The sequence below is a fragment of the Kribbella albertanoniae genome, assembly GCF_004348455.1.
GTDB classification, from domain to species: Bacteria; Actinomycetota; Actinomycetes; order Propionibacteriales; family Kribbellaceae; genus Kribbella; species Kribbella albertanoniae.
Genome location: NZ_SMKA01000061.1, coordinates 15,578 through 34,976, shown reverse-complemented (window position 1 = coordinate 34,976; position 19,399 = coordinate 15,578). Strand labels below are relative to the sequence as shown.

18 protein-coding genes are annotated in these 19,399 nt (G+C 68.0%); 11 read left to right on the top strand and 7 right to left on the bottom strand.

What is annotated here, in order from left to right; all coding sequences use genetic code 11:
- Positions 1-209: 209 nt before the first annotated feature.
- Both E1261_RS16130 and E1261_RS16125 read left to right on the top strand, forming a co-directional pair.
- Entirely contained in the window at positions 210-989 is a 780-nt protein-coding gene (locus E1261_RS16130; protein WP_132407437.1) for a metallophosphoesterase family protein, read from the top strand.
- 76 nt (positions 990-1,065) lie between these two features.
- A complete protein-coding gene (locus E1261_RS16125) occupies positions 1,066-3,057 on the top strand; it encodes a 13E12 repeat family protein (protein WP_132407435.1) in 1,992 nt (663 codons plus the stop codon).
- A 320-nt stretch (positions 3,058-3,377) separates the two neighbouring features.
- On the opposite strand, the gene E1261_RS16120 is transcribed toward E1261_RS16125, so the two are convergent.
- Positions 3,378-3,596: a hypothetical protein gene (locus tag E1261_RS16120; RefSeq protein ID WP_132407433.1), complete on the bottom strand. Its 219-nt coding sequence runs from the start codon at positions 3,594-3,596 to the stop codon at positions 3,378-3,380.
- Positions 3,597-3,854: 258 nt separating this feature from the next.
- On the opposite strand from E1261_RS16120, the gene E1261_RS16115 reads away from it, so the two are divergent.
- A complete protein-coding gene (locus E1261_RS16115) occupies positions 3,855-4,646 on the top strand; it encodes an NPP1 family protein (protein WP_132407431.1) in 792 nt (263 codons plus the stop codon).
- On the opposite strand, the gene E1261_RS16110 is transcribed toward E1261_RS16115, so the two are convergent.
- Together E1261_RS16110 and E1261_RS16105 are read right to left on the bottom strand one after the other, a co-directional pair.
- Positions 4,630-5,487, bottom strand: coding sequence for a haloalkane dehalogenase (locus tag E1261_RS16110; protein WP_132407429.1), 858 nt, complete (start codon positions 5,485-5,487; stop codon positions 4,630-4,632). The two genes, E1261_RS16115 and E1261_RS16110, sit on opposite strands and share 17 nt — an antisense overlap.
- A 9-nt stretch (positions 5,488-5,496) precedes the next feature.
- Positions 5,497-6,471 (bottom strand): aminoglycoside phosphotransferase family protein, encoded by a 975-nt coding sequence (locus E1261_RS16105; RefSeq protein WP_165952526.1) that lies wholly within the window; start codon positions 6,469-6,471, stop codon positions 5,497-5,499.
- Positions 6,472-6,595: 124 nt separating this feature from the next.
- On the opposite strand from E1261_RS16105, the gene E1261_RS16100 reads away from it, so the two are divergent.
- The 5 genes from E1261_RS16100 to E1261_RS16080 all read left to right on the top strand — a co-directional run bounded on the left by E1261_RS16100 (position 6,596) and on the right by E1261_RS16080 (position 13,726).
- Positions 6,596-8,749, top strand: a complete 2,154-nt coding sequence (locus E1261_RS16100) for a PLL family lectin (RefSeq protein WP_132407425.1) — start codon at positions 6,596-6,598, stop codon at positions 8,747-8,749.
- A gap of 186 nt (positions 8,750-8,935) precedes the next feature.
- Positions 8,936-9,862: a hydroxymethylglutaryl-CoA lyase gene (locus E1261_RS16095; protein ID WP_132407423.1), complete on the top strand. Its 927-nt coding sequence runs from the start codon at positions 8,936-8,938 to the stop codon at positions 9,860-9,862.
- 59 nt (positions 9,863-9,921) lie between these two features.
- The gene (locus E1261_RS16090) at positions 9,922-10,722 is read left to right on the top strand and encodes a helix-turn-helix domain-containing protein (protein WP_132407421.1); all 801 of its coding nucleotides are present in this window, start codon (positions 9,922-9,924) and stop codon (positions 10,720-10,722) included.
- Positions 10,719-13,025 carry an ATP-binding protein gene (locus E1261_RS16085; RefSeq protein WP_165952525.1) on the top strand — a complete coding sequence of 769 codons (2,307 nt, stop codon included), beginning with the start codon at positions 10,719-10,721 and terminating at the stop codon, positions 13,023-13,025. The genes E1261_RS16090 and E1261_RS16085 overlap by 4 nt, the downstream gene beginning before the upstream one ends.
- Before the next feature lie 101 nt (positions 13,026-13,126).
- Positions 13,127-13,726 (top strand): hypothetical protein, encoded by a 600-nt coding sequence (locus tag E1261_RS16080; protein WP_132407417.1) that lies wholly within the window; start codon positions 13,127-13,129, stop codon positions 13,724-13,726.
- Positions 13,727-13,754: 28 nt separating this feature from the next.
- On the opposite strand, the gene E1261_RS16075 is transcribed toward E1261_RS16080, so the two are convergent.
- Complete coding sequence (locus tag E1261_RS16075) at positions 13,755-14,141, bottom strand: VOC family protein (protein WP_132407415.1); 387 nt, start codon at positions 14,139-14,141, stop codon at positions 13,755-13,757.
- Between the two features lie 6 nt (positions 14,142-14,147).
- Positions 14,148-14,843: an EcsC family protein gene (locus E1261_RS16070; RefSeq protein ID WP_132407413.1), complete on the bottom strand. Its 696-nt coding sequence runs from the start codon at positions 14,841-14,843 to the stop codon at positions 14,148-14,150.
- 133 nt (positions 14,844-14,976) lie between these two features.
- Here E1261_RS16070 and aat point away from each other — a divergent pair, with 133 nt between their 5' ends.
- Positions 14,977-15,642 carry a leucyl/phenylalanyl-tRNA--protein transferase gene (aat, locus tag E1261_RS16065; protein ID WP_132407411.1) on the top strand — a complete coding sequence of 222 codons (666 nt, stop codon included), beginning with the start codon at positions 14,977-14,979 and terminating at the stop codon, positions 15,640-15,642.
- On the opposite strand, the gene E1261_RS16060 is transcribed toward aat, so the two are convergent.
- On the bottom strand, positions 15,635-16,324 hold the full coding sequence (locus E1261_RS16060) for a TetR/AcrR family transcriptional regulator (protein ID WP_132407409.1): 690 nt from the start codon (positions 16,322-16,324) through the stop codon (positions 15,635-15,637). The two genes, aat and E1261_RS16060, sit on opposite strands and share 8 nt — an antisense overlap.
- Before the next feature lie 117 nt (positions 16,325-16,441).
- Here E1261_RS16060 and E1261_RS16055 point away from each other — a divergent pair, with 117 nt between their 5' ends.
- The gene (locus E1261_RS16055) at positions 16,442-16,915 is read left to right on the top strand and encodes a nitroreductase family deazaflavin-dependent oxidoreductase (RefSeq protein ID WP_132407407.1); all 474 of its coding nucleotides are present in this window, start codon (positions 16,442-16,444) and stop codon (positions 16,913-16,915) included.
- Between the two features lie 86 nt (positions 16,916-17,001).
- Here E1261_RS16055 and E1261_RS16050 read toward each other — a convergent pair whose 3' ends face one another.
- Positions 17,002-18,069: a PDDEXK nuclease domain-containing protein gene (locus E1261_RS16050; RefSeq protein WP_132407405.1), complete on the bottom strand. Its 1,068-nt coding sequence runs from the start codon at positions 18,067-18,069 to the stop codon at positions 17,002-17,004.
- Positions 18,070-18,168: 99 nt separating this feature from the next.
- Here E1261_RS16050 and E1261_RS16045 point away from each other — a divergent pair, with 99 nt between their 5' ends.
- On the top strand, positions 18,169-19,245 hold the full coding sequence (locus E1261_RS16045) for an adenosine deaminase (RefSeq protein WP_132407403.1): 1,077 nt from the start codon (positions 18,169-18,171) through the stop codon (positions 19,243-19,245).
- The last annotated feature ends 154 nt before the right edge of the window (positions 19,246-19,399 follow it).

The window sequence follows — 19,399 nt, the reverse complement described above, 5'->3', positions numbered from 1 at the left end:
GGCGCCGGCCGGAGCGGGGGCGGTGGTGGCGGTGGCTCGTACGGCGGCTCGTCGGGCGGAGGCCCGTCCGGAGCATCCGGTGGCTCGTCGTCGCGTTCCTCCCGGACGTACGCGACCAGCGGCGCCGCTTCCTCCGAGTACGACGGTCCCTCGGGCGGTTGGTGAGAAACAGCTTGCCGTCGACCGGGCGGGCTTGAACGATGGCGGACATGCAGCTCGAGCGGATCGCCCTCATCTCGGACGTTCACGGCAACCTCACCGCACTCGAAGCCGTCCTCGCGGACATCGAGGCCCGCGGTATCACCCGGATCTTCAACCTCGGTGACTACGTCGGCAAAGGCCCGCGCGGCCAGGCGGTGGTCGACCGCTGCCGCGAGGTCTGCGAGGTCAACATCCTCGGCAATTGGGACGACTTCCTCCCCGATCCGGATCGCGAGTACCCGGCCGGCGGCAGCATGCACTGGTGGCGGCACGAACTCCGCGCAGACCAGCACACCTGGCTGCGCAATCTCCCGTTCTGCCACGACTTCCAGCTGAGCGGCCGCCAGATCCGCTTGTTCCACGCCTCCGCAACCACGGTGCATCACCGGGTCTACTTCGACCACGACGAAGCGGCGTACCGGAGCATGTTCGAGAACACCCCCGCCACCGGCGACGGTCCCGTCCCGACAGTGGTTGCCTACGGCGACACCCACGATGCCTACCTCGAATGCGACCTGGGCCGCACGCTCATCAACGTCGGCTCGGTCGGCAATAGCCTCAACGACCCGACGCCCGTCTACACGATCCTCGAAGGCGTCGAGAACTCCGCCGTCCCAGCCCCGTTCTCCATCCAGTTCGTCCGCGTCCCGTACGACGCCCAGGCCGAACTCGCCATCGCCCACGCCCTCGGCGCTCCCGAACTTGACGGCTACGAGGCCGAGATCATCCACGGCAACTACCGAGGCACCTTCTACGCCGGCGAAACCCGCACCTACCACCGAGACTGACCTCCTCGAGATCGCGCTATCCCTTGTCTGCAAGGCCGATTTGCCTCGTTATCGTTCCGTGACTATATTAGAACACATGTTCGAGACGGAGCTGTCAATGCTGTCGACGGCCGACTTGCTGGAGTCGGCCGCCGAAGAACGCGCGACCGAAGCCCGGTCAGCCGCACGCTCCCTCGTTCATGCCGTCGTGTACGCCGACCGCTTCCATCCTGACGTGGCGCCGGAGCGCCCAGGGCGTCGTGCGAGTGATGGCCGCGAGCGTGCGGTGGTGCTCGGCGGGGACGGCTGCCCACCCGTCTTGGAGTTCTGTGTCTCCGAGTACGGCGCGGTGGTCGGGGTGTCCCAGGGTGTGGCGCGGGACTATCTCGCGAACGCGCTGGCGTTGCGGCACCGGTTCCCGTTCGTCTGGGCGAGGGTGCTGAGCGAGGAGGTCACGGCGTGGAAGGCGCGCAACCTCGCCCGTGACTGCGAGAAGCTGTCGCTGGCGGCTGCGCTGTACGTCGACAAGCGCGTCGCGCACCTGCTGGACACGATCTCACCGACTCGGCTGGCCAAGATCATCAAAGCCGCGAAGATTCACGCCGACCCCGACCTGGCGAAGGCCGAGGCCGCTGAGAAGACCGACGAGCGCGGTGTCTGGGTAGGCCGCTCCGACGAGCACGGCACCAAGACGTGTGTGATCAAGGCGTCTTCGGGGGCGGTCCTGCGGCACAAGGCAAAGATCGACGAGATCGCCGACGCCCTGCTGGCCCTCGGCGACAAGCGCAGCGTCCAGCTCCGCCGCGCAGAAGCGGTCGGCATCCTGCCCGACACCGCCTTCACCAACGAACTCCTCGCCCAAACCCAAGAACACGGCCCCACCACCCCGGATGCGACCTCCGCGCCTGACTCCGATCCCGCCTCAGGCCCCACACCCGCACCGGATGCGAGTCCCACGCCCGACCCCGGCCCCGCGTCGGGTGCGACTCCCGCGCCGGCCCCCGCTCCCGTGTCTACTGCCGGGGCATCGCCTGAGCCTGCCTCCACTCCTGGGTCTGTTCCTGCTCCCGCGCACGCATCCGCGCCCGGGTGCACTCCTGCGCCTGCGTCCGCTCCCGCGCATGCACCCGCACCCGCGCCGACGCCTGCGCCCACCCTTCTGCCCCCGCCTGCGCCCGCACTCACTCCTGCGCCCGATTCCGCCGCCGCGCCTGACCCCGTTGCTGCGCCTGCCGCCGCATCCGACCCAGCGGCACCGCCCCGCAATGTTGCTACAGGCAACGGCATGCCGGCTGACCGGACAAGCGGTGTGAACGCAGCCCCCGGCCGCCGCGTCGCCCCCGGCCTGCACAACGAGCCCGGCGTGGATGATGAGGCGCCCCACCCAGCCGAGAGCGACCTCCCAGACCCCCTCGACCCAAGCGACGCCTGGACAGTAGACCCCTTCGAACCACCCAGCGAAGGCCCGCCCGAGACAGGCCAATCAATGACCCCGGACGAGTTGCGTGCCCTCGCGGCCCGGCTGGCCCAGATCAAACACGACGCCCACACCCGGCCACGCGGCGAGCGGCCTGCCCCGGCTCGCCCGGGCAAAACCGTGGTGTACGTGCACCTCACCGACCACACCCTCGCCACCGGCACCGGAGTCCTGCGCGTAGAAGACCTCGGCCCGCTGCTGGCCGAGCAATTCACCGACACCGTCGGCTACGGGCCTTACGTGGTCAAGCCGGTCATCGACCTCAACAAGGCCATCAGCTCCGACGCCTACGAAACCACCGACCGGATCCGCGAACACGTCAAACTCACCCACCCCACCGAACAATTCCCCTACGGCACCCGCGAAACCACCAACAGCATCGACCTCGACCACATCCAGCCCTACGACTCGCTCGGCCCGCCGGGCCAGACGAACACCCTGAACCTCATACCGCTGAGCCGCTTCGGCCACCGGGTGAAGACGCACGCCGCCGGATGGAAAGTCCGCCGCATCGACGCCAAAACGATCGAATGGACAACACCCCACGGCTTCGTACTGCACGTCAACCCGACCGGCACCCATCGGATCTTGAAGGATCCACCGGACGATTGATCAGACGATCTCAGGGGCTGGCCCCAAGGCCGGTTGGTTAGGCGACCCGGGGTGACGTCAATCGACTCTGTGGCTAGCCAACTCCGCAAGCGGGTTCGGGGAGCAACTGCCCTGTTCTCAAACCAGTCCGGGGAGGATCCCCCCTCGAATCCGCCGACTGAAGGCCACCCCCAAAATCAGCTGGATAGCGGCCACCATGCTCCCCGAACGGGACCGGGGGATCTGCCGACCATCTTCCGGGGGCTGGGGATTGCTACCGGTCGGGTGTAGCGCTCCCCAAGCCGCCGGACCAACTCTTCCAGGGACCTCGGCGGGCCCGATCACCCCGCGAGGACTCGCAGGGAGCAGGAGCTTCGGTAGATCGGGTCGGCAAGCACGGCTTGCTTGGCCGCAACGATCGCTGCCACGTCGGCGGGTGCCCCACGACTGAGATGTCCTGCAACCACTGCCAGACCGGCAGCCGCACCGCAGGATCCAAGTACGGCGCGGTACGCATCCAGCTCCTTCTGGCTCCCCGCGCAGGTGATCGCGGGCTTCATAGGTCGTCAACCCGAGATCAAGCCCTCCTGGCTTGGTGCTGGGGCAACGATGCTCCGACTTCGCCAAAACGCCGGAATGACTTGAGATGCCGGGGTATTGCCCTGCGGCCGTCAGAAGGTGCGCCGCCCTGCCATGAGAACGGGAGGTGAATGTTCAGCTGGATGGGCAAATTGCTGTTCCGGGATGGGCGTGGGATCGCTAGTGTCTGCTCGATTTCTGCAGGTGCCTTGTCTGTCGAGCGATCAGGAGCACAGCCCATGTTCCCCACCGAAAAGTTCAGACCGTTTGCCCGGCGTGCCATGGCCGTTGTGGCCCTTGGGGTGATCGGCGTTCTGACGGTTGGTTCGGCGTTGCCGGCGTCGGCTGCTGTGCTGACGCCGTTGCCGGGCAACGCGACCGAGTTCCAGTGGTCGTATCAGCCGTACTTCGACTATGACACCGACGGCTGCTTGCCGGTCGCGGCGATCGACAACAGCGGGAAGCTCAACGGCGGGCTCGACGACAGCGGTCCGGTCACCGGTCAGTGCCGCAGCAACCACCTCGGCAAGGCCAACACGTACGCGCGATCCAAGTGCAACAACGGCTGGTGCGCGATCATCTACGCGCTCTACTTCGAGAAGGACATGAGCTGCGCCGGCTGCACCCCCACCTCGCATCGCCACGACTGGGAGGGCGTCGTGATGTGGGTGCCGCAGGACATGTCTACGCCGGGCTTCGTGTCGGTGTCGCGGCACGGTCAGTACGAGACCCGGTCGTGGAACAACGTCCCGAACAAGAGCGGCCTCCGCGTGCGAGCGGTCTACCACAAGGACGGCGGCAGCACGCACATCATGCGGTTCGCGGGAGCCGGTGAGCAGGCCGAGGCCTGGGGGAACGGTGGCTGGGACGAGCCCGCACTCCTCAGCTGGACCAATCTCCGCACCGACCTGCGCGACAAGCTGAACTCGGCATCGTGGGGCGAGGCCAACTTCCCCCTGAAGGACGACAGGTTCCCCACCGAGCTGAGCCGAGCCAAGCCGTCCGGCATCGCGTTCAACCCCAACGGCTGAGCCAGTTGTTGAGTGCTGTGGCGATCTCGGTTGGGCGGTCCTCGGGGAGGAAGTGCGTGCCTGGTCCGAGGTCGACGATGGTTAGCGCTTGTCCGTGCTCACGGCACCAGGCGACCTCGGCGGGCCCGATCACCGCGCCAGGATTCGCATGGAGCAGGAGCTTCGGTAGGTCCGGGTCGGCCAGCACGGCCTGGTTGGCGGTAACGATCGCTGCCACGTCGGCGGGTGCGCCCTCGATCGGGATCTCTTGTGGCCACCGCCAGACCGGAAGCCGAGCGGCAGGATCGCGGTACGGCGCTCGGTAGGCGTCCAGCTCCTCCTGGCTCAGCGTGCGGAGGATCCCAGCAGGCAGAACTTCCTCGACGAAGAAGTTCTCCTGGATGATCAACTGCTCACCGACACCCGGCGTCCGCACTCTCTGGAAGAGTCCCCGGCTGCCTTCGTCCATGTCGCTCCACCGGGCGATGGGGCGCAGGTGGCCTTCCATGAACGCGACCCCTCGAACCCGATCGCGGAAGCGTCGCGCGTGGTCCAAGGCGATCACGGCGCCCCAGTCGTGCCCGACCAGAGTGAGGTCGGACAGCTCCAATGCTTCGACGAAGGCCTCGACGAAACCCAGATGGTCGACGAGCCGGTAGTCGAGGGTGGGCTTGCCTGAACCGCCCATGCCGATCAGGTCGAGGGCGATGCACCGCCGGCCCGCTCGCGCCACCGCACCGATGACGTTTCGCCACAGGTACGACGAAGTGGGGTTGCCGTGCAGGAACAGCACCGGATCACCGGCGCCCACCTCGACGTACTGCAGCCAGCTTCCCTGCACCTCTACCGTGGCAGACCTCACGCTCGAACCCTATTCGCTGGAAGTCTCACGAGCCAGATAACGCAGGCGCTCGAGCGTGCCGGGAAGGTCGCGGAGGCGCGTACCAATGGCGGTCTCGATCGTCGTGCGATCGCCCATCCAGCGAGCGGGGGCAGCCTCCCCAAGCGACACCCGGATCTGCTCAGCCAGAACCTGGACGTGATGTCGGGCGACGCCGAGGAACAGGTCGGGTCCGGCCCAGTCGAGTTCGCCGCCGGCAGCGACGTACGCAGCAAGAATTCTCCTGATCTGTAAGGGCTCCCCGCCTCCGAACAGGTACGCCGATCGTCCCGCCTCAAGCGCAGCGCTGTCGGTCCGAACGCTGTCCCAGTCGACCAGTACAGGGCCAGCCGCAGACCTGACGATGTTGTGGTCCTTGAAATCGCCGTGAGTGCGCACAACGTCCGCGGCAACCTCCGAAAGCCCGGCGATGCGTTCGCCGACCGCGAGGATCGCCGGCAGGCAGTCCCCCAGCAGCCCCGCCCACGCGACGTCACGCTCCCGAGCCGTCGCGAGCCAACCCTCCCAGACCTCAGGTTGCGGGACCGCCGACCGCCACCACTCAGGCAGACCGACGTGGCCCATCGGCTCCACCTGATGGACGCGCAGCATCGTCCGGCCAAGCCAGGGCGCGATGTCGACGGCGGCCTGAGTCATGTCGTGCTCGATCCATCGGTAGGCCCGAAACCACTGACCAGCAAGGCGAATCGCCCAACCGAGGACCGGATCGACGGGCATGATCGGCGACGGCATGTCGACGCCCGCCGCTAGTGCCCGGCGCTCGAATGCCATCGCCAGCGTCAGTTGCTCGCTCGAGTCCTCCAGGTACCCCTTGACGAAATAGCTCCCACCGGAAGTCCTCAGACGCCAGGCATCGGAATCGCCGCGCCGGATGTGAACGAGGTCGCCCCCGGCCGTGCCGAGGCCGAAGGTGCGGGCGATCTGCGCCGAAGTGGGCGTGTCCACAATTCCCTCCAAGCTCGCCGTCCTTCGACTGTATTAGCGCTCTTCGACAGGGATTTCATTGCTGGCCTGCCCGCGCCGTCCGTGCTCGACTTCCATCGCCCCGAAGTCCGGATGAGGAGCTGCCATGACAGATGAGTCCAGCGCATCACACACGCCGACGATCGACCGCCGCAGGCTCCTGCAGCTGGCCGCTGCGGCGGGTGTCGTGCCCTTCCTGCCCGCCAGTACGGCGGCTGCCCAGACCACTCAGGCCGCTGCAGCTGCCGCTCCCGCCGACGCCTGCTTGCAGTGGCCGATTCTGTCCGGGCCGGAGTTCCCGATCGGCGCGTTCTGGCCGCCGTCGATGCAAGACAGGTTCAATCTCCTGGAGCGCTTCCAGGAGATGAAGGACAGCGGATTCAACTGGACCTTCGTCGGCGCGAGCGATGCCGACGCGGAGGTGGCGAAGAACCACACCACATTGGGTTTCACCGACCAGGTCGGGCTGAAGGCAGTAGTCGTCAACTGGCCCGAGAAGGCCTTGGAACTGCGCAACGAATACACCCGGCATCCGTCGTTCGCCGGCTTCCGGCTGACCGACGAGCCGCACCCGGATGAGCTCCCGCGGTTCGCAGCTGGTTCGGCCGCACTACGTGCAGCGGCCCCGAACCTGCTCCTGAACATCAACCTGTTCCCCGACGGCGTGCCGGGAGGCTGGCGAAACTACATTCACCAGTTCGCCAGCACCGTCAAGCCGCAAATGCTGTCGTACGACCGCTATCCGTTGCTGGCTGACGGCTCCAACTCCGCCGGCTACTGCGCCGAGTGGCAGGAGTTCCGGGCGGCCGGCCTGGGCGCCGGCGTTCCGACCTGGATCTACATCCTGTCGGTCAAGCATATCCACTATCGGACGCCGACGGCCGCGGACCTTGCGTGGCAGGTCAACCTCAGTCTGGCGTACGGCTGTAAGGGCATCCAGTACTTCTGCTACTGGTCACCGGAGCCGCCGGGGACGCCCTCGAACTACGGCCCCGCGCTGATCGACTACGAAGGCAACCGGTCTCCGCTCTACGACGCCGCCAAGGCGCTGCACGCCAGCTGGCTAGCTCCCGCCGGTGCCGAGCTGAAGCCGCTTGTGTCGGAGCGGGTCGTGCACGCGAACGGATCGCGCCCGCCCGCCACCCAGCCGTTCACCCCGGACGCGTTCGTGACCGGTACCTCCGGCAATCCGGTCGTCCTCGGCACCTTCCGTAGTAAGGATCGCAAGCCGCTGACCAGGTGGTTGCTGGTGGCGAACTGGTCCCACACGGCGGCCGCGCAGGCGACCGTGAACGTCAATACCGCGACGGTGACCGGCATCTCGCGATTCGACCCGGCGACCAGGACCTACACGGCCCAGCCGAGCTCGGCGTCACTCACGGTCTCGCTTGCCCCCGGCGCGGCTGCGCTCTACCGGCTGGATGCGCCCGGTACGGCGCTCGATCCGCAGGTGCAACTCATTCTGGCCTCGGACAGCGCCGTGCACCACGGGATCCAGCAGGCTGACGACAGCTGGGCCGGCCCGAACCCGCTGGGTGGCCCGGCCCGGCTGGTGGCCGCATCCGAGTTCAGCGGTGGGTTGAACGTGATGGAGATGACCGGCGACGCGATCTACCACCGGGCGCGAGCCGTGGACGGCAGTTGGAGCACCCGGAACCTGTTCGGCGAGCTCCGAGGCGTGTCGTCGATGACGGCCGCGGTGACGCTCGGCTGCCTGCAGGTGGCGTTCGCCGCGGGCGGGGTCGTCCACCACTTGATGCAGTTCCCGGACGGCCGCTGGGACGGCCCGAACCGGCTCGGCGACGCCGCGAACCTGGTGGCCGCCACCGAGTTCCACGGCACCTTCCATTTGATCCAGGTCGAAGGGTCCGGGCGGATCTACCACCGGGTGCGGCATGGCAACGGCACCTGGAGTTCGCGGAACCTGTTCGTCACGATGGCAGGTATCACCTCGGTGGCCGTCACCGTGGTCGGCGACGAGATGATGGTGGTGATCGCTGCGGGCGGCCAGCTGTACTACGCGATCCAGCACACCGACGGCAGTTGGCAATGGCCGACCCAGACCGGTGACCAGGCCGATCAGGTCGCGGCATCCTCGGTCGGCGGCGAGCTGCAGATCACGGCGACCTCCGCCGGTCAGGTCTACACCCGGCGCCGCCGTGCAGACGGCACGCTGACTCCCCGAATCGCCCTACCGACCACGCTCACCAACGTCACCGCCATCGCTTCCGCCGGCCGCTCCGTCGAGCCCTGTCACTAGAAGAATCAGCAGGGACCAAGGCCGCGGCGGCCTGCGCGACGAGGTCTTCCGGGCGGACGGTGCTGAGACAACCGTCACGCCCGGATCGGGATCTGGGAAGACGCCGCCTTCGACGCCGCGCAGAATGTCGGACAGAGTTGTCATCATGAGCCATTGTGGTGGAGAACCCACCCACGTGGAGGTGAGATGCGGACACCGCAGCTGGTGCAGGCCGAGGGACTGCCCAATCAGGTCACGATCTACGAGGTCGGCCCGCGGGACGGACTGCAGAACGAGTCCGCGATCGTCGACGTCAAGGTCAAGGCGGAGTTCATCCGCCGGCTGATCGAGGCCGGTCTGCGGACCGTGGAGACGACCAGTTTCGTGTCCCCGAAGTGGGTCCCTCAGCTCGCCGACGCGACCGAGCTGCTCGATCAGCTCGATCTGCCCGACGACGTCCGCGCGCCGGTCCTGGTGCCGAACGAGCGCGGCCTGGACCGTGCCCTCGCGGCTGGGGTGCGCGAGATCGCGATCTTCGCCAGTGCCACCGAGACCTTCGCGGCGAAGAACCTGAATTCGACGGTCGACGAACAGTTCGCGATGTTCACTCCGACCGTCGAGCGGGCGCTGGCCGCGGGATTGACCGTCCGCGGCTACGTGTCGATGTGTTACGGCGATCCGTGGGAGGGCGACGTACCGATCGACCAGGTCGTGACGGTCGGCGCCCGGCTGGTCGATCTCGGCTGCCACGAGCTCTCCCTCGGCGACACGATCGGCGTCGCGACCCCGGGCCACGTCACCGCCCTGATCTCGGCCTTCAGCAAGGCCGGTGTCGGCACCGACAAGCTCGCCGTCCACTTCCACGACACCTACGGCCAAGCACTGGCCAACACTCTGACGGCCCTCCGCGAAGGCGTCACCACGGTCGACAGTTCGGCCGGTGGCCTCGGCGGTTGCCCGTACGCCGAATCCGCCACCGGCAACCTCGCCACCGAGGATCTGCTGTGGCAGCTCAACGGTCTCGGCATCAGCACCGGCGTCGACCTGCCCAAGCTCGTCGAGACCAGCGTCTGGATGGCCGGACAACTCGGCAAGCCCTCGCCGAGCCGCGTCGTACAGGCCCTCGCCGGCTGACCCGTCACTCCCGGTAGCATTCCGGTGCCCCTTCGGGCAACGGATCGGGGGCGGTACCAGTGGATTCCTCGTTCGGTGAGTTGCTGCGCCGGTTCCGCGGCGCGGCCCAGCTGACGCAGGCGGGCCTGGCCGAGCGGTCCGGGGTGGGTTTCGAGACCATCAGGAGTCTCGAATCCGGCCGGCGGAAGTCTCCGCGCGAGGACACGCTGCAGTCGCTGGCCGACGCGCTCGGCCTGACCGGAGCGGAGCGAGCCGGGTTCGTTGCGGCGGCGGGACCGAACCGGGAAGCTGTGCCCCACGAACTCCCGGCGGATGTTCAGGACTTCACCGGCCGCGTCGATGAGGTACGGCGGTTGGTCGGGCTCCTGGCCGCGCCCGGAACGATCGTGATCAGTGGGCCAGCCGGCTCGGGCAAGACCGCCTTGGCGGTTCACGCGGCGCGGCGGGTCACGTTTCCGGCCGGCGAGATCTTCGTCAACCACCCCTGTACGGCGGCTTCGATCCGGATCCCCGAGGGTGGGCTCGTCGTACTCGACAACGTCGAATCCCCAGAACAGGTGCCTAGGGCAACGAAAGGGACGGTCGTGGTCACCAGCAGGCAGCCGCTTCCCCAGGTGACGGCGAACTGTGTTGAGCTTGGCGGTCTCCCGGCCCCGGACGCGGTGCGGCTGCTGCACCGGATCGCGGGCCCCGATCGATGGCAGCAGGACCTGGCGTCGACTCTCGCGGTCGTCGAGTTGTGCGGTGGGATGCCGACCGCCTTGCGGCGAGCGGCCGTGCGGATGGTCGGTCGGCCGTCGTGGTCACCCGCGGATCTGCACGGCTGGCTCCTGGCCGGCCGAGCGGCGAGTACGACGTGAGCGGCGTACCTGAACTGTTACGTCGGTACCGAGCCGAGGCCGGACTCACGCAGGAGCAGCTCGCCGAACGCGCCGGGCTCAGCGTGGAGGCGATCCGCACGCTCGAGATCGGGCGGCGCCGCTACCCCCGCGCGCTCACCGTGAGCAGCCTGGCCAACGCCTTGCAGCTCGCCGACGACGACCGGGATCTGCTCGAGCAAGCTGCTCGCCGCCCTACCGAAACCCCTGACCGCCTGCCGGCCGGTGTCACGGACTTCGTCGGCCGGACCGAGCCGGTGCGGACGCTGACCGAGCTCCTGCGGCGGACCGGTCAGCCTGCGCACCCGACGAGTGTCGTGATCTCCGCGGTGACCGGGATGGGCGGAGTCGGTAAGACCACGCTCGCGGTGCACGTCGGCCACCTCGTCGAGGACGAGTTCCCCGACGGCCGCATCTACCTGAACCTGCGCGGCGAGTCCGAGCCGATCCCGCCGCTGCAGGCCATCGCTGTCCTGCTCCGGACCCTCGGCGTACCGGCGCAGGAGATCCCGGACGACCTCGCTGCGGCGACAGCTCGCTATCGGACCGCGATCGCGGGTCGCCGGGTCCTCGTCGTACTCGACGACGCGGCCACTGCGGACCAGGTCGCTCCACTGATCCCCGGTACGTCGGGATCGGCCGCGGTGATCACCAGCCGCCGACTGCTCGACCAGCTGGCCGGTGCGCTGCATCTGAGGCTCGATGTGCTGTCCGACGACGAGGCGCTGCAGCTGCTCGGCGAGGTCATCGGCGCGGCTCTCGTCGCGGCCGAACCCGAGGCGGCGCTGACTGTCGTCCATGCCTGCGGCAACCTGCCACTCGCGCTCCGCATCGCCGGCACCCGGCTGTCGGCCGGTCGGCCCCTGCAGGAACTCGCGGACCGGCTGGCCGATGCGAGCACCCGGCTCGGCGAGCTTGCCGATGGGGAGACCGGTGTCCGGGCGTCGATCGTGCTGTCGATCGACGACCTGCGGTCAGTGGCAGCCGATCGGGATGCGGCGGACGCGTTCGGCGTACTGGCTCTGCTCGACCCGGGCGAGTTCCCGCTGCGGGTCGCAGCCGCGGCGCTGGGACGGACGCTCGACGACACGGAGGAGCTGCTCGACCGACTGGTCGACGTACAGCTGCTGGAGGCGCCGACGCTGCACCGCTACCGGCTGCACGACCTGGTCCGGGCTGTGGGTCGTGAAGGTGCGAGCACTCAGGACCAGCGGCTTGTCGGGGAGCGGGTGCTCCGCTGCTACCTCGCGATGCTCTGGCGGGCGGACGAGTTGGCGGGCGAGGCGCCGATGAGCGCGGCCTGGCGGGACGCTGCCTGGGCCGAGGAGGCACGTGATCTGACCGAGCTCGAGGAGGTCCTCGATTGGCTGGACGCCGACCGGACCACGCTGGTCGAGCTGGTACGGCGGGCAGTCCGGGGTACTGCGGAGGATCGGCAGCTCGCCGTCCGGATCGCCGTCGGGATGAACGTCTTCGGACCGGCTCGGCAGCGGTGGTTGGAGTGGCGCGACGTGAACCGGGCAGCCGCCGAGGTGGTCGAGCTGCGGACGGACCCGGTCAGCGCGGCACTCGTCCGTTTCGACCTGGGGCTGGCGCTCGGCGAACTCGACGACTTCTCTGCGGCCGCGGACCAGTTGGCACTGGCGACGGAGGCGGCGCGGTTGATCGGGCAGCCGCGGTTCCTGACCAGCTCGCTGGTGAACCTCGCCCACATGCTCGAGCAGGCCGATCGCGCGCCGGAGGGCTTTCGGTCTGTCCATGAGGCGCTCGAGCTGATAGCACGGGAACCCGAGGCCGCCGACCTCGGCGCGTGGGCACAGCTGACGCTCGGCATGCTGTACGGACGCAACGGGGAGCCCGAGCGGCAGCTGGAGCCGTTCGAGCGGGCGATCGCGCTCGTGCAGGACGACGTGAATGTGCTGTGCAGGATGCGCATCAGTGCCGGATCGTCGTTGCGGGAGTGCGGGCAAGCGGCTGCCGCGATCCCGGTGCTGCTGGCGGCGGTCGACGGTATCCGCGAGCAAGACAGGTGGGGCGTTCTGGCCGAGGCGTTGTGTGAGCTGGGCGCCGCCTATGGTGACCTCGGCCGGCACACGGACGCGTTGGCGGTCTACCTCGAGAGCTTGGACATCGCGGTGAGCCGGGAGCTGTGGCACCGCGAGGCGCGCGTCCGGACCGGGCTCGGGCACACCTACCTCGCTCTGGGCCGCAGCGCCGAGGGGCGGGAACAACTGGCGCTCGCCGAAGAGGTCTACGCGGCTCACGGAACAACACCGCCAGGCTGACGGCAGTGGTGTACCACTTTGTCCCTGTTCGGTCGTAGCAGCCCGCGCCAGTCTGTTGCACGGCGCTCACAGTGGGTGCCGGAAACGGACAGAGGTGACTCATGAAGGTTCGTAGGGGGATCCGGATCACAGCGGTTCTGGCCTTGGCGGCACCGGCCTTGATCGCGATCGCACCGGGTACGGCGTCGGCCTATCCGCAGGTCTGCAAGGCCGGCGAGAAGTGGGCGACGATCAGCGGGACCAAGGTCAGCAACGCACCGACCCACATGCAAGGCATCTCGATCGCGCCGGGCAGCACGCTGACCCGATCGATCACGATCAAGAAGGACCGGACGTTCTCCGCCGGCATCGACGTCACCGCGGAAGCGTCGGTGAAGGCCGGCGTCATCCTCGCCAAGGCGAGCGTCACCATCGGCGCGAAGCTGGCGGTCGCCGGATCGTGGACCACCTCGAAGTCGATCACCGATACCTGGACGTTTCCCGTGCCTCCGAGGCAGCGCCGGTACGTCGTGTGGTCCGGGACCCGGGTGTACGCCGGCCGGTACTCGTACCACGTCTGCAAGCCCGGCGGACGCTCGTACACCACGGAGAGCGGTCCTTGGCGGTCGTTCCGGACGCAGTGGACTGGCTCGTCCCTGTGCGGCGCCCGCTACCCGGCCGGTTCGATGGAGTCCAACGCAGCCAGGCTTGGCGGCTGTTGACGTGGCTTGGGACTGGGGTCTGCTGAGCTCAACGTGATTCCGGCGGCCCGCTCGGCGTCCGCCACGTGGTCAGACAGAACGGATGGCCGGCCGGATCGAGGAAGACACGGAATGTCGCCGGCTCTGGCTGTACGGCGGTTGGGACCGCGCCGGCTGCGACGATGCGGGCCTGCTCGGAGTCCAGGTCCGCGGCCATGAAGTCGAGGTGACACTGCTGTGGGACGCGCGGATCCGGCCAGGTCGGGGCTCGGTAGTTCAGGTCGCGCTGGAAGCCGAGGCTGAACGCGTCGAACCGCAGCTCGACGAACGCAGCTGTCACCACGGTGAGCTCGCCACCGGCCACCTGTTGGTAGAACTCGGCCAGCCGGAGCGGGTCCGGGCAGTCGAGCGTCGGTCCCCAGAACGGCGCGACCACGGTCGGCTAGGGCTCGATCGGGCGGCGGATCCGGCGGATGAGGCTCTTGTCGGCGTACTGACCGATCCGGTACGTCGACCAGCCGTCGACCCCTCCTCCGACCACGCCGCCGAGGAGTGGAACCCGGCGGGTGACCGTGATGGCCATTCGTTTGCCGCTGACCCGGGCGATCAGTTCGGCGACGACCTCGGTGGAGACCTGGCGGTCGAGTTCGGGGTCGAAGACGGGTGCGGTGGCGATCGCGAGCGGTGACGTGACCAGGCTGGACTTCTTCAGGCGGTCGGTGACGCCGTCCTCGCCGAGCAGGCAGGTGATGACCGCCGTACGGACCCGGGGGTCGTCGAGGTCGTAGCCGCGCAGGTGGGCGATCGCGGCGACCATCCGGGCCTGCACGATGGCCAGGCCGGTCATGTTCGCCGGGAGGGCGACCGGGAGCGTGACCAGGCCGCCAATGCTGGTGACGAAGCCTTGCACGCCGGCCAGCCGGATGTGCTGGTCGACCACGGCGTCGATGGCGAGCTGGACGTCACCGCCGACCTTGTCGAGTTTGTTCTCCGCGACCCGCTCGGCGCTCGGGAAACGCTGGTACCCGTCGATGGCGAACTCGAGGATCTGGCGCAGTACGCCCGCCGCTGCTTGGGGCGCGAACCGCTGGGCGGCGGGCGCGAGACTACTGGCGACGAACCTGGCTACTCCGGCCACGGTGCTCCTTCCCGCCGGACCTCACGCGTCAGTGACCCAGGCGTGCTTCAACTGTACGTGGGCTGCGTCGCAACGCCACTCGGGAGAAACCCTCGGTGTCCCCTGGAATCCTGCCGTGGTCCAGGATGTGTGTGTGCCTGTCGAGCCTGCTGCGTCTGTGTGGGACTTCCCTCCGGTGTCGGTCGCCGGTGACAGTGACGTCGTGGCCGGTGGGGCGGATCTACGTCCGGGAACGGTATTGGCGGCGTACCGGCAAGGTTTGTTCCCGATGCCGGACCACCGCGCTTCGGTGCTGTGGTGGTCGCCGGTGGACCGCGGCGTGATCGAGGTCGCCGGGTATCGGCCGACGCGGACGGTACGGCGGGCCCGGAGCAAGTTCGAGATCCGGGTGAACACGGCGTTCGACCAGGTGATCCGGGCGTGCGCGGACCCGCGCCGGCCGGGGGCGTGGATCGATCAGGACATCATCGCGTCGTACACCGAACTGCATCGGCTCGGCTGGGTGCACTCGGTCGAGGCTTGGGACGGCGACGAGCTCGCGGGCGGCCTGTACGGCGTCGCGATCGGCGGACTGTTCGCCGGGGAGTCGATGTTCCATCACAAGACCGATGGTTCGAAGGCGGCGGTGGCCGGGCTGATCGAGCTGCTGGACGACGAGTACGCGGCTGAGCGGGTGTTCGACATCCAGTGGGTGACCGAGCATCTGGCGACGATGGGTGCGATCTCGATCCCGCGTGAGGAGTACGTGGCTCGAGTACGGCGGGCGTTGCCGCTACCCCTCCCTAAGGCGTTCAGCTGATCCCGACGTACTTGGCCATCTGCCGGCTGGTCTCGAGGAAGAAGTCGTCGGCCGGGTCCATCGATCCGACCAGCTGACCGAACAACTCGAAGCTGATCATCCCGAACAGCTGGGTCCATGCGATCACCAGTCGCAGGAGCATCGGCCGCGGTACGCCGGGTGCCAGCGGCGCGATGGTGTCGACCTGCTCGGCCAGCCGACCGGATGGTTCTGGGGCCTCCACCTCCGGCAGCCAACCCTCCGCATGGGCCTGGCTGAGGATGTTGAGCAGGACCATCGGCACCCGGGCCGCGGGCTGCACGGTCGTCTGCGGGGCCTGGTAGCCGGTGATGGGGGATCCGTAGATCAGCGCGTACTCGTGCGGGTTGGCACGGGCCCAGTCGCGGACGGCGGCGTACACGGCGACCCAGGCTTCGCGGGGGTGCGGGTACTCCTTCTGGGCCGCGCTCTCGGCCGCTTCGCCGAGGGCGTCGTACGCGTCGATGACGAGCGCGGTGAGCAGCTCGTCCCGGCTCGGGAAGTAGCGGTAGAGCGCCGACGACACCATGCCGAGCTCGCGGGAGATCGCCCGCAGGGACAGACTCTCGGCCCCGCTGGTCTCCAGCTGCCGCCGCGCGGCCGCCTTGATCTCGCCGGTCAGCTCGGCCCGGGCCCGCTCGCGGGCGGTTCGTGGAGCGCTCATGACGCCAGTCTGCCACAAAACCGAGAGCAGTGCTCTTGACAATGATCACTGCTCACGTGTTCACTGATCACAACAGAGAGCACTGCTCTCGCAAACCGCTCAGAAGGAGTGCCCGCGATGCCGGAGTACAAGCAGACCTACGACAGCAAGCGCGTCTTCACCGGCGGTGAGGGCAGCATGCGCGTCTTCAACCGGATCGTCGCCCGGCTCACCAAGCTCGGCCTCAGCCTGATGGGCAGCCGCGTCCTCTCCGTCCGCGGCCGCAAGTCCGGCGAGTGGCGCAGCACCCCCGTCAACCTCCTGATTCTCGACGGCCAGCGCTACCTGGTAGCCCCGCGCGGCCACACCCAATGGGTCCGCAACCTCCGCGCCACCCCCGAAGCCCGCCTCCAACTCGGCCGCAGCACCGAAACCTTCCACGCCGAAGAGCTCGCCGACGCCGACAAGACCGACATCCTCCGCCTCTACCTGAAGAAGTGGTCCTGGGAAGTAGGAGCCTTCTTCGAAGGCGACGTCACCAAAGACTCCCCCGACGAGGTCCTCCAACATGTCGCCCCGGGCGTCCCCGCCTTCCGCATCAACCCGGCCTGAGGCCGTCGGTCAATTCTGCAACGCAGCGTTGCAGAATTGACCAGCGCCATTTGTGCAAGCGTCACTTGCACAAATGGCGGTGCGAGTCAGGCCTCCGGCGCCTGCTCCGACAGCTCCGCTTCCAGCGTGGCGACGCTAGGAAGCACCGACTGGAACTCCTCCGGCAGCGAGTTCTCGATCGCCTCGGTCCACTCGGCCACGCCGATCGGCGCCTTGTAACCCCGCAGCGCGTACTCGGCGACGACCTCGTTCTTGTTCCGGCACAAGAGCAGCCCAATCGTCGGCTTGTCCCCGTCCTTCGCGAGGATGTCGTCCACCACGGCCATGTAGAGCCCAAGCTGCCCGAGGAATGCTGCGTTGAACTTCACCGCCTTCAGTTCGACGACGACGTAGCAGCGCAGTTCGAGGTGGTAGAAGAGCAGATCGCAGAAGAACTCGTCGCCACCGAGCTCGAGCCGCACCTGCTGCCCGATGAACGCGAAGCCTTGGCCGAGCTCCAGCAGGAACTTGCCGACATGTTCGACGAGCTTCTGCTCGACCTCTCGTTCGTGCCAGCCGTCGGTCGTGCCGAGGAAGTCGAACAGGTATGGATCGCGGGTTGCCTGCTGCGCCAGATCGGAACGCTCCGACGGCATCGTCTCCGCGAAATTGGTGATCGCCTTGCCTGCTCGCTCGTGGAACCGGGCGTCGATGTGCATCGCGAGCATGTCCCGACTCCACCCGCGCTCGAGGGCTGCCGCGGCGTACCAGAGTCTCAACTCGGCGTCATCAAGCTTCCCCAGAAGTGCCACGTGGTGCCGCCATGGCAATTGTGCAACGGCGCGTTGCAGAAACTCCGCGTCCGGCCAGGCGGCGGCGAAGGTTCGCATGTAGCGGAGATTCCGGGGTGAGTAACCGGTGGCGCCCGGGAAGCGGGACTTGAGGTCGGTGGACAGGCGGTCGATGACGCTGGCACCCCAGCCTTCCTCGGACTGGCGGACGAGGATCTTCCGTCCGATGGACCAGTAGCTCCGCAGCATCTCCTGGTTCGCGGCCGTGACGGCGCGGCGGTGGCCGGTCGAGACGTCCTCGGAGATGCTGTCCAGGAGTTCGGGGTACCAAGTGGGTAGGGATGATCGGGCAGGGGCGCTTTCGAAGCGCGGCTTGTCGTTCATACCGCAACGCTTTCGTGGGACACGCCCGCGACACGAAGGGATTCCTGGGGCATCCAGGGGCAGATCGGGGCAGATGGGCTCCGGTGGCAAGATGGGTGGATGATCACGCCGGAACAGCTCAACGCAGCGCCGAAGGTACTTTTGCATGACCATCTTGATGGTGGGTTGCGGCCGGGGACTGTGGTGGAGCTGGCGAAGGATGTCGGGCACAAGGTGCCGCGGGAGGATCCCGCCGAGCTGGGGGCCTGGTTCGTGGAGTCGGCGGACTCGGGGTCGTTGGAGCGGTATCTGGAGACGTTTGATCACACGGTGGCGGTGATGCAGACGGCTGAGGCGATCAAGCGGGTGGCCAGTGAGTGTGTGCAGGATCTGGCGGCGGACGGGGTGGTGTATGCGGAGGTTCGGTATGCGCCGGAGCAGCATCTGACCAAGGGGTTGTCGCTGGAGCAGGTGGTGGATGCCGTGCGGGAGGGGTTCGAGCACGGGATGGCGGTGGCGGAGCGGCCGATCGTGGCGCGGCAGTTGCTGACGGCGATGCGGCATCAGGCGCGGTCGATGGAGATCGCGGAGCTGTCGGTGGCGTACCGGGATGCGGGCGTGGTGGGGTTCGACATCGCGGGTGCCGAGGCTGGGTATCCGCCCACCCGTCATCTGGATGCGTTCGAGTATCTGCAGCGCGAGAACGCGCACTTCACCATCCACGCGGGCGAGGCGTTCGGGTTGCCGTCGATCTGGCAGGCGATCCAGTGGTGTGGGGCGGACCGGCTCGGGCACGGTGTGCGGATCATCGACGACATCAGCCACGACCCGGCCGGCGAGAAGGTCGAGCTGGGGCGGCTGGCGGCGTACGTGCGGGATCGGCGGATTCCGCTGGAGATGTGCCCGAGTTCGAACCTGCAGACCGGTGCGGCCGAGTCGATCGCCGAGCACCCGATCGGGTTGCTCACCAAGCTGCGCTTCCGGGTCACGGTCAACACCGACAACCGGTTGATGTCCGGTACGTCGATGAGCCGCGAGCTGGCGTTGCTGGCGGAGGCCTTCGACTACGGGCTGGCGGACTTCCGGTGGTTCGCGATCAATGCGATGAAGTCCGCCTTCATCCCGTTCGACGAGCGGCTCGCGATCATCGACGGGATCATCAAGCCCTGGTACGCCGAAGCGCTAGCCCAAGCGTAGTAAGACAGCCTCGGTGATCTCGTCGTCGAACCGGTAAGAACCCCGCCAGGTGATCTCCCGGCTGACCAGATCCCCAAGCACAGCAGGCGATGTCGGCCGGCAACCCGACCCGAGCATCGAACGCCTCGTCCGCACCCAGTGCCGAGGCCATCGC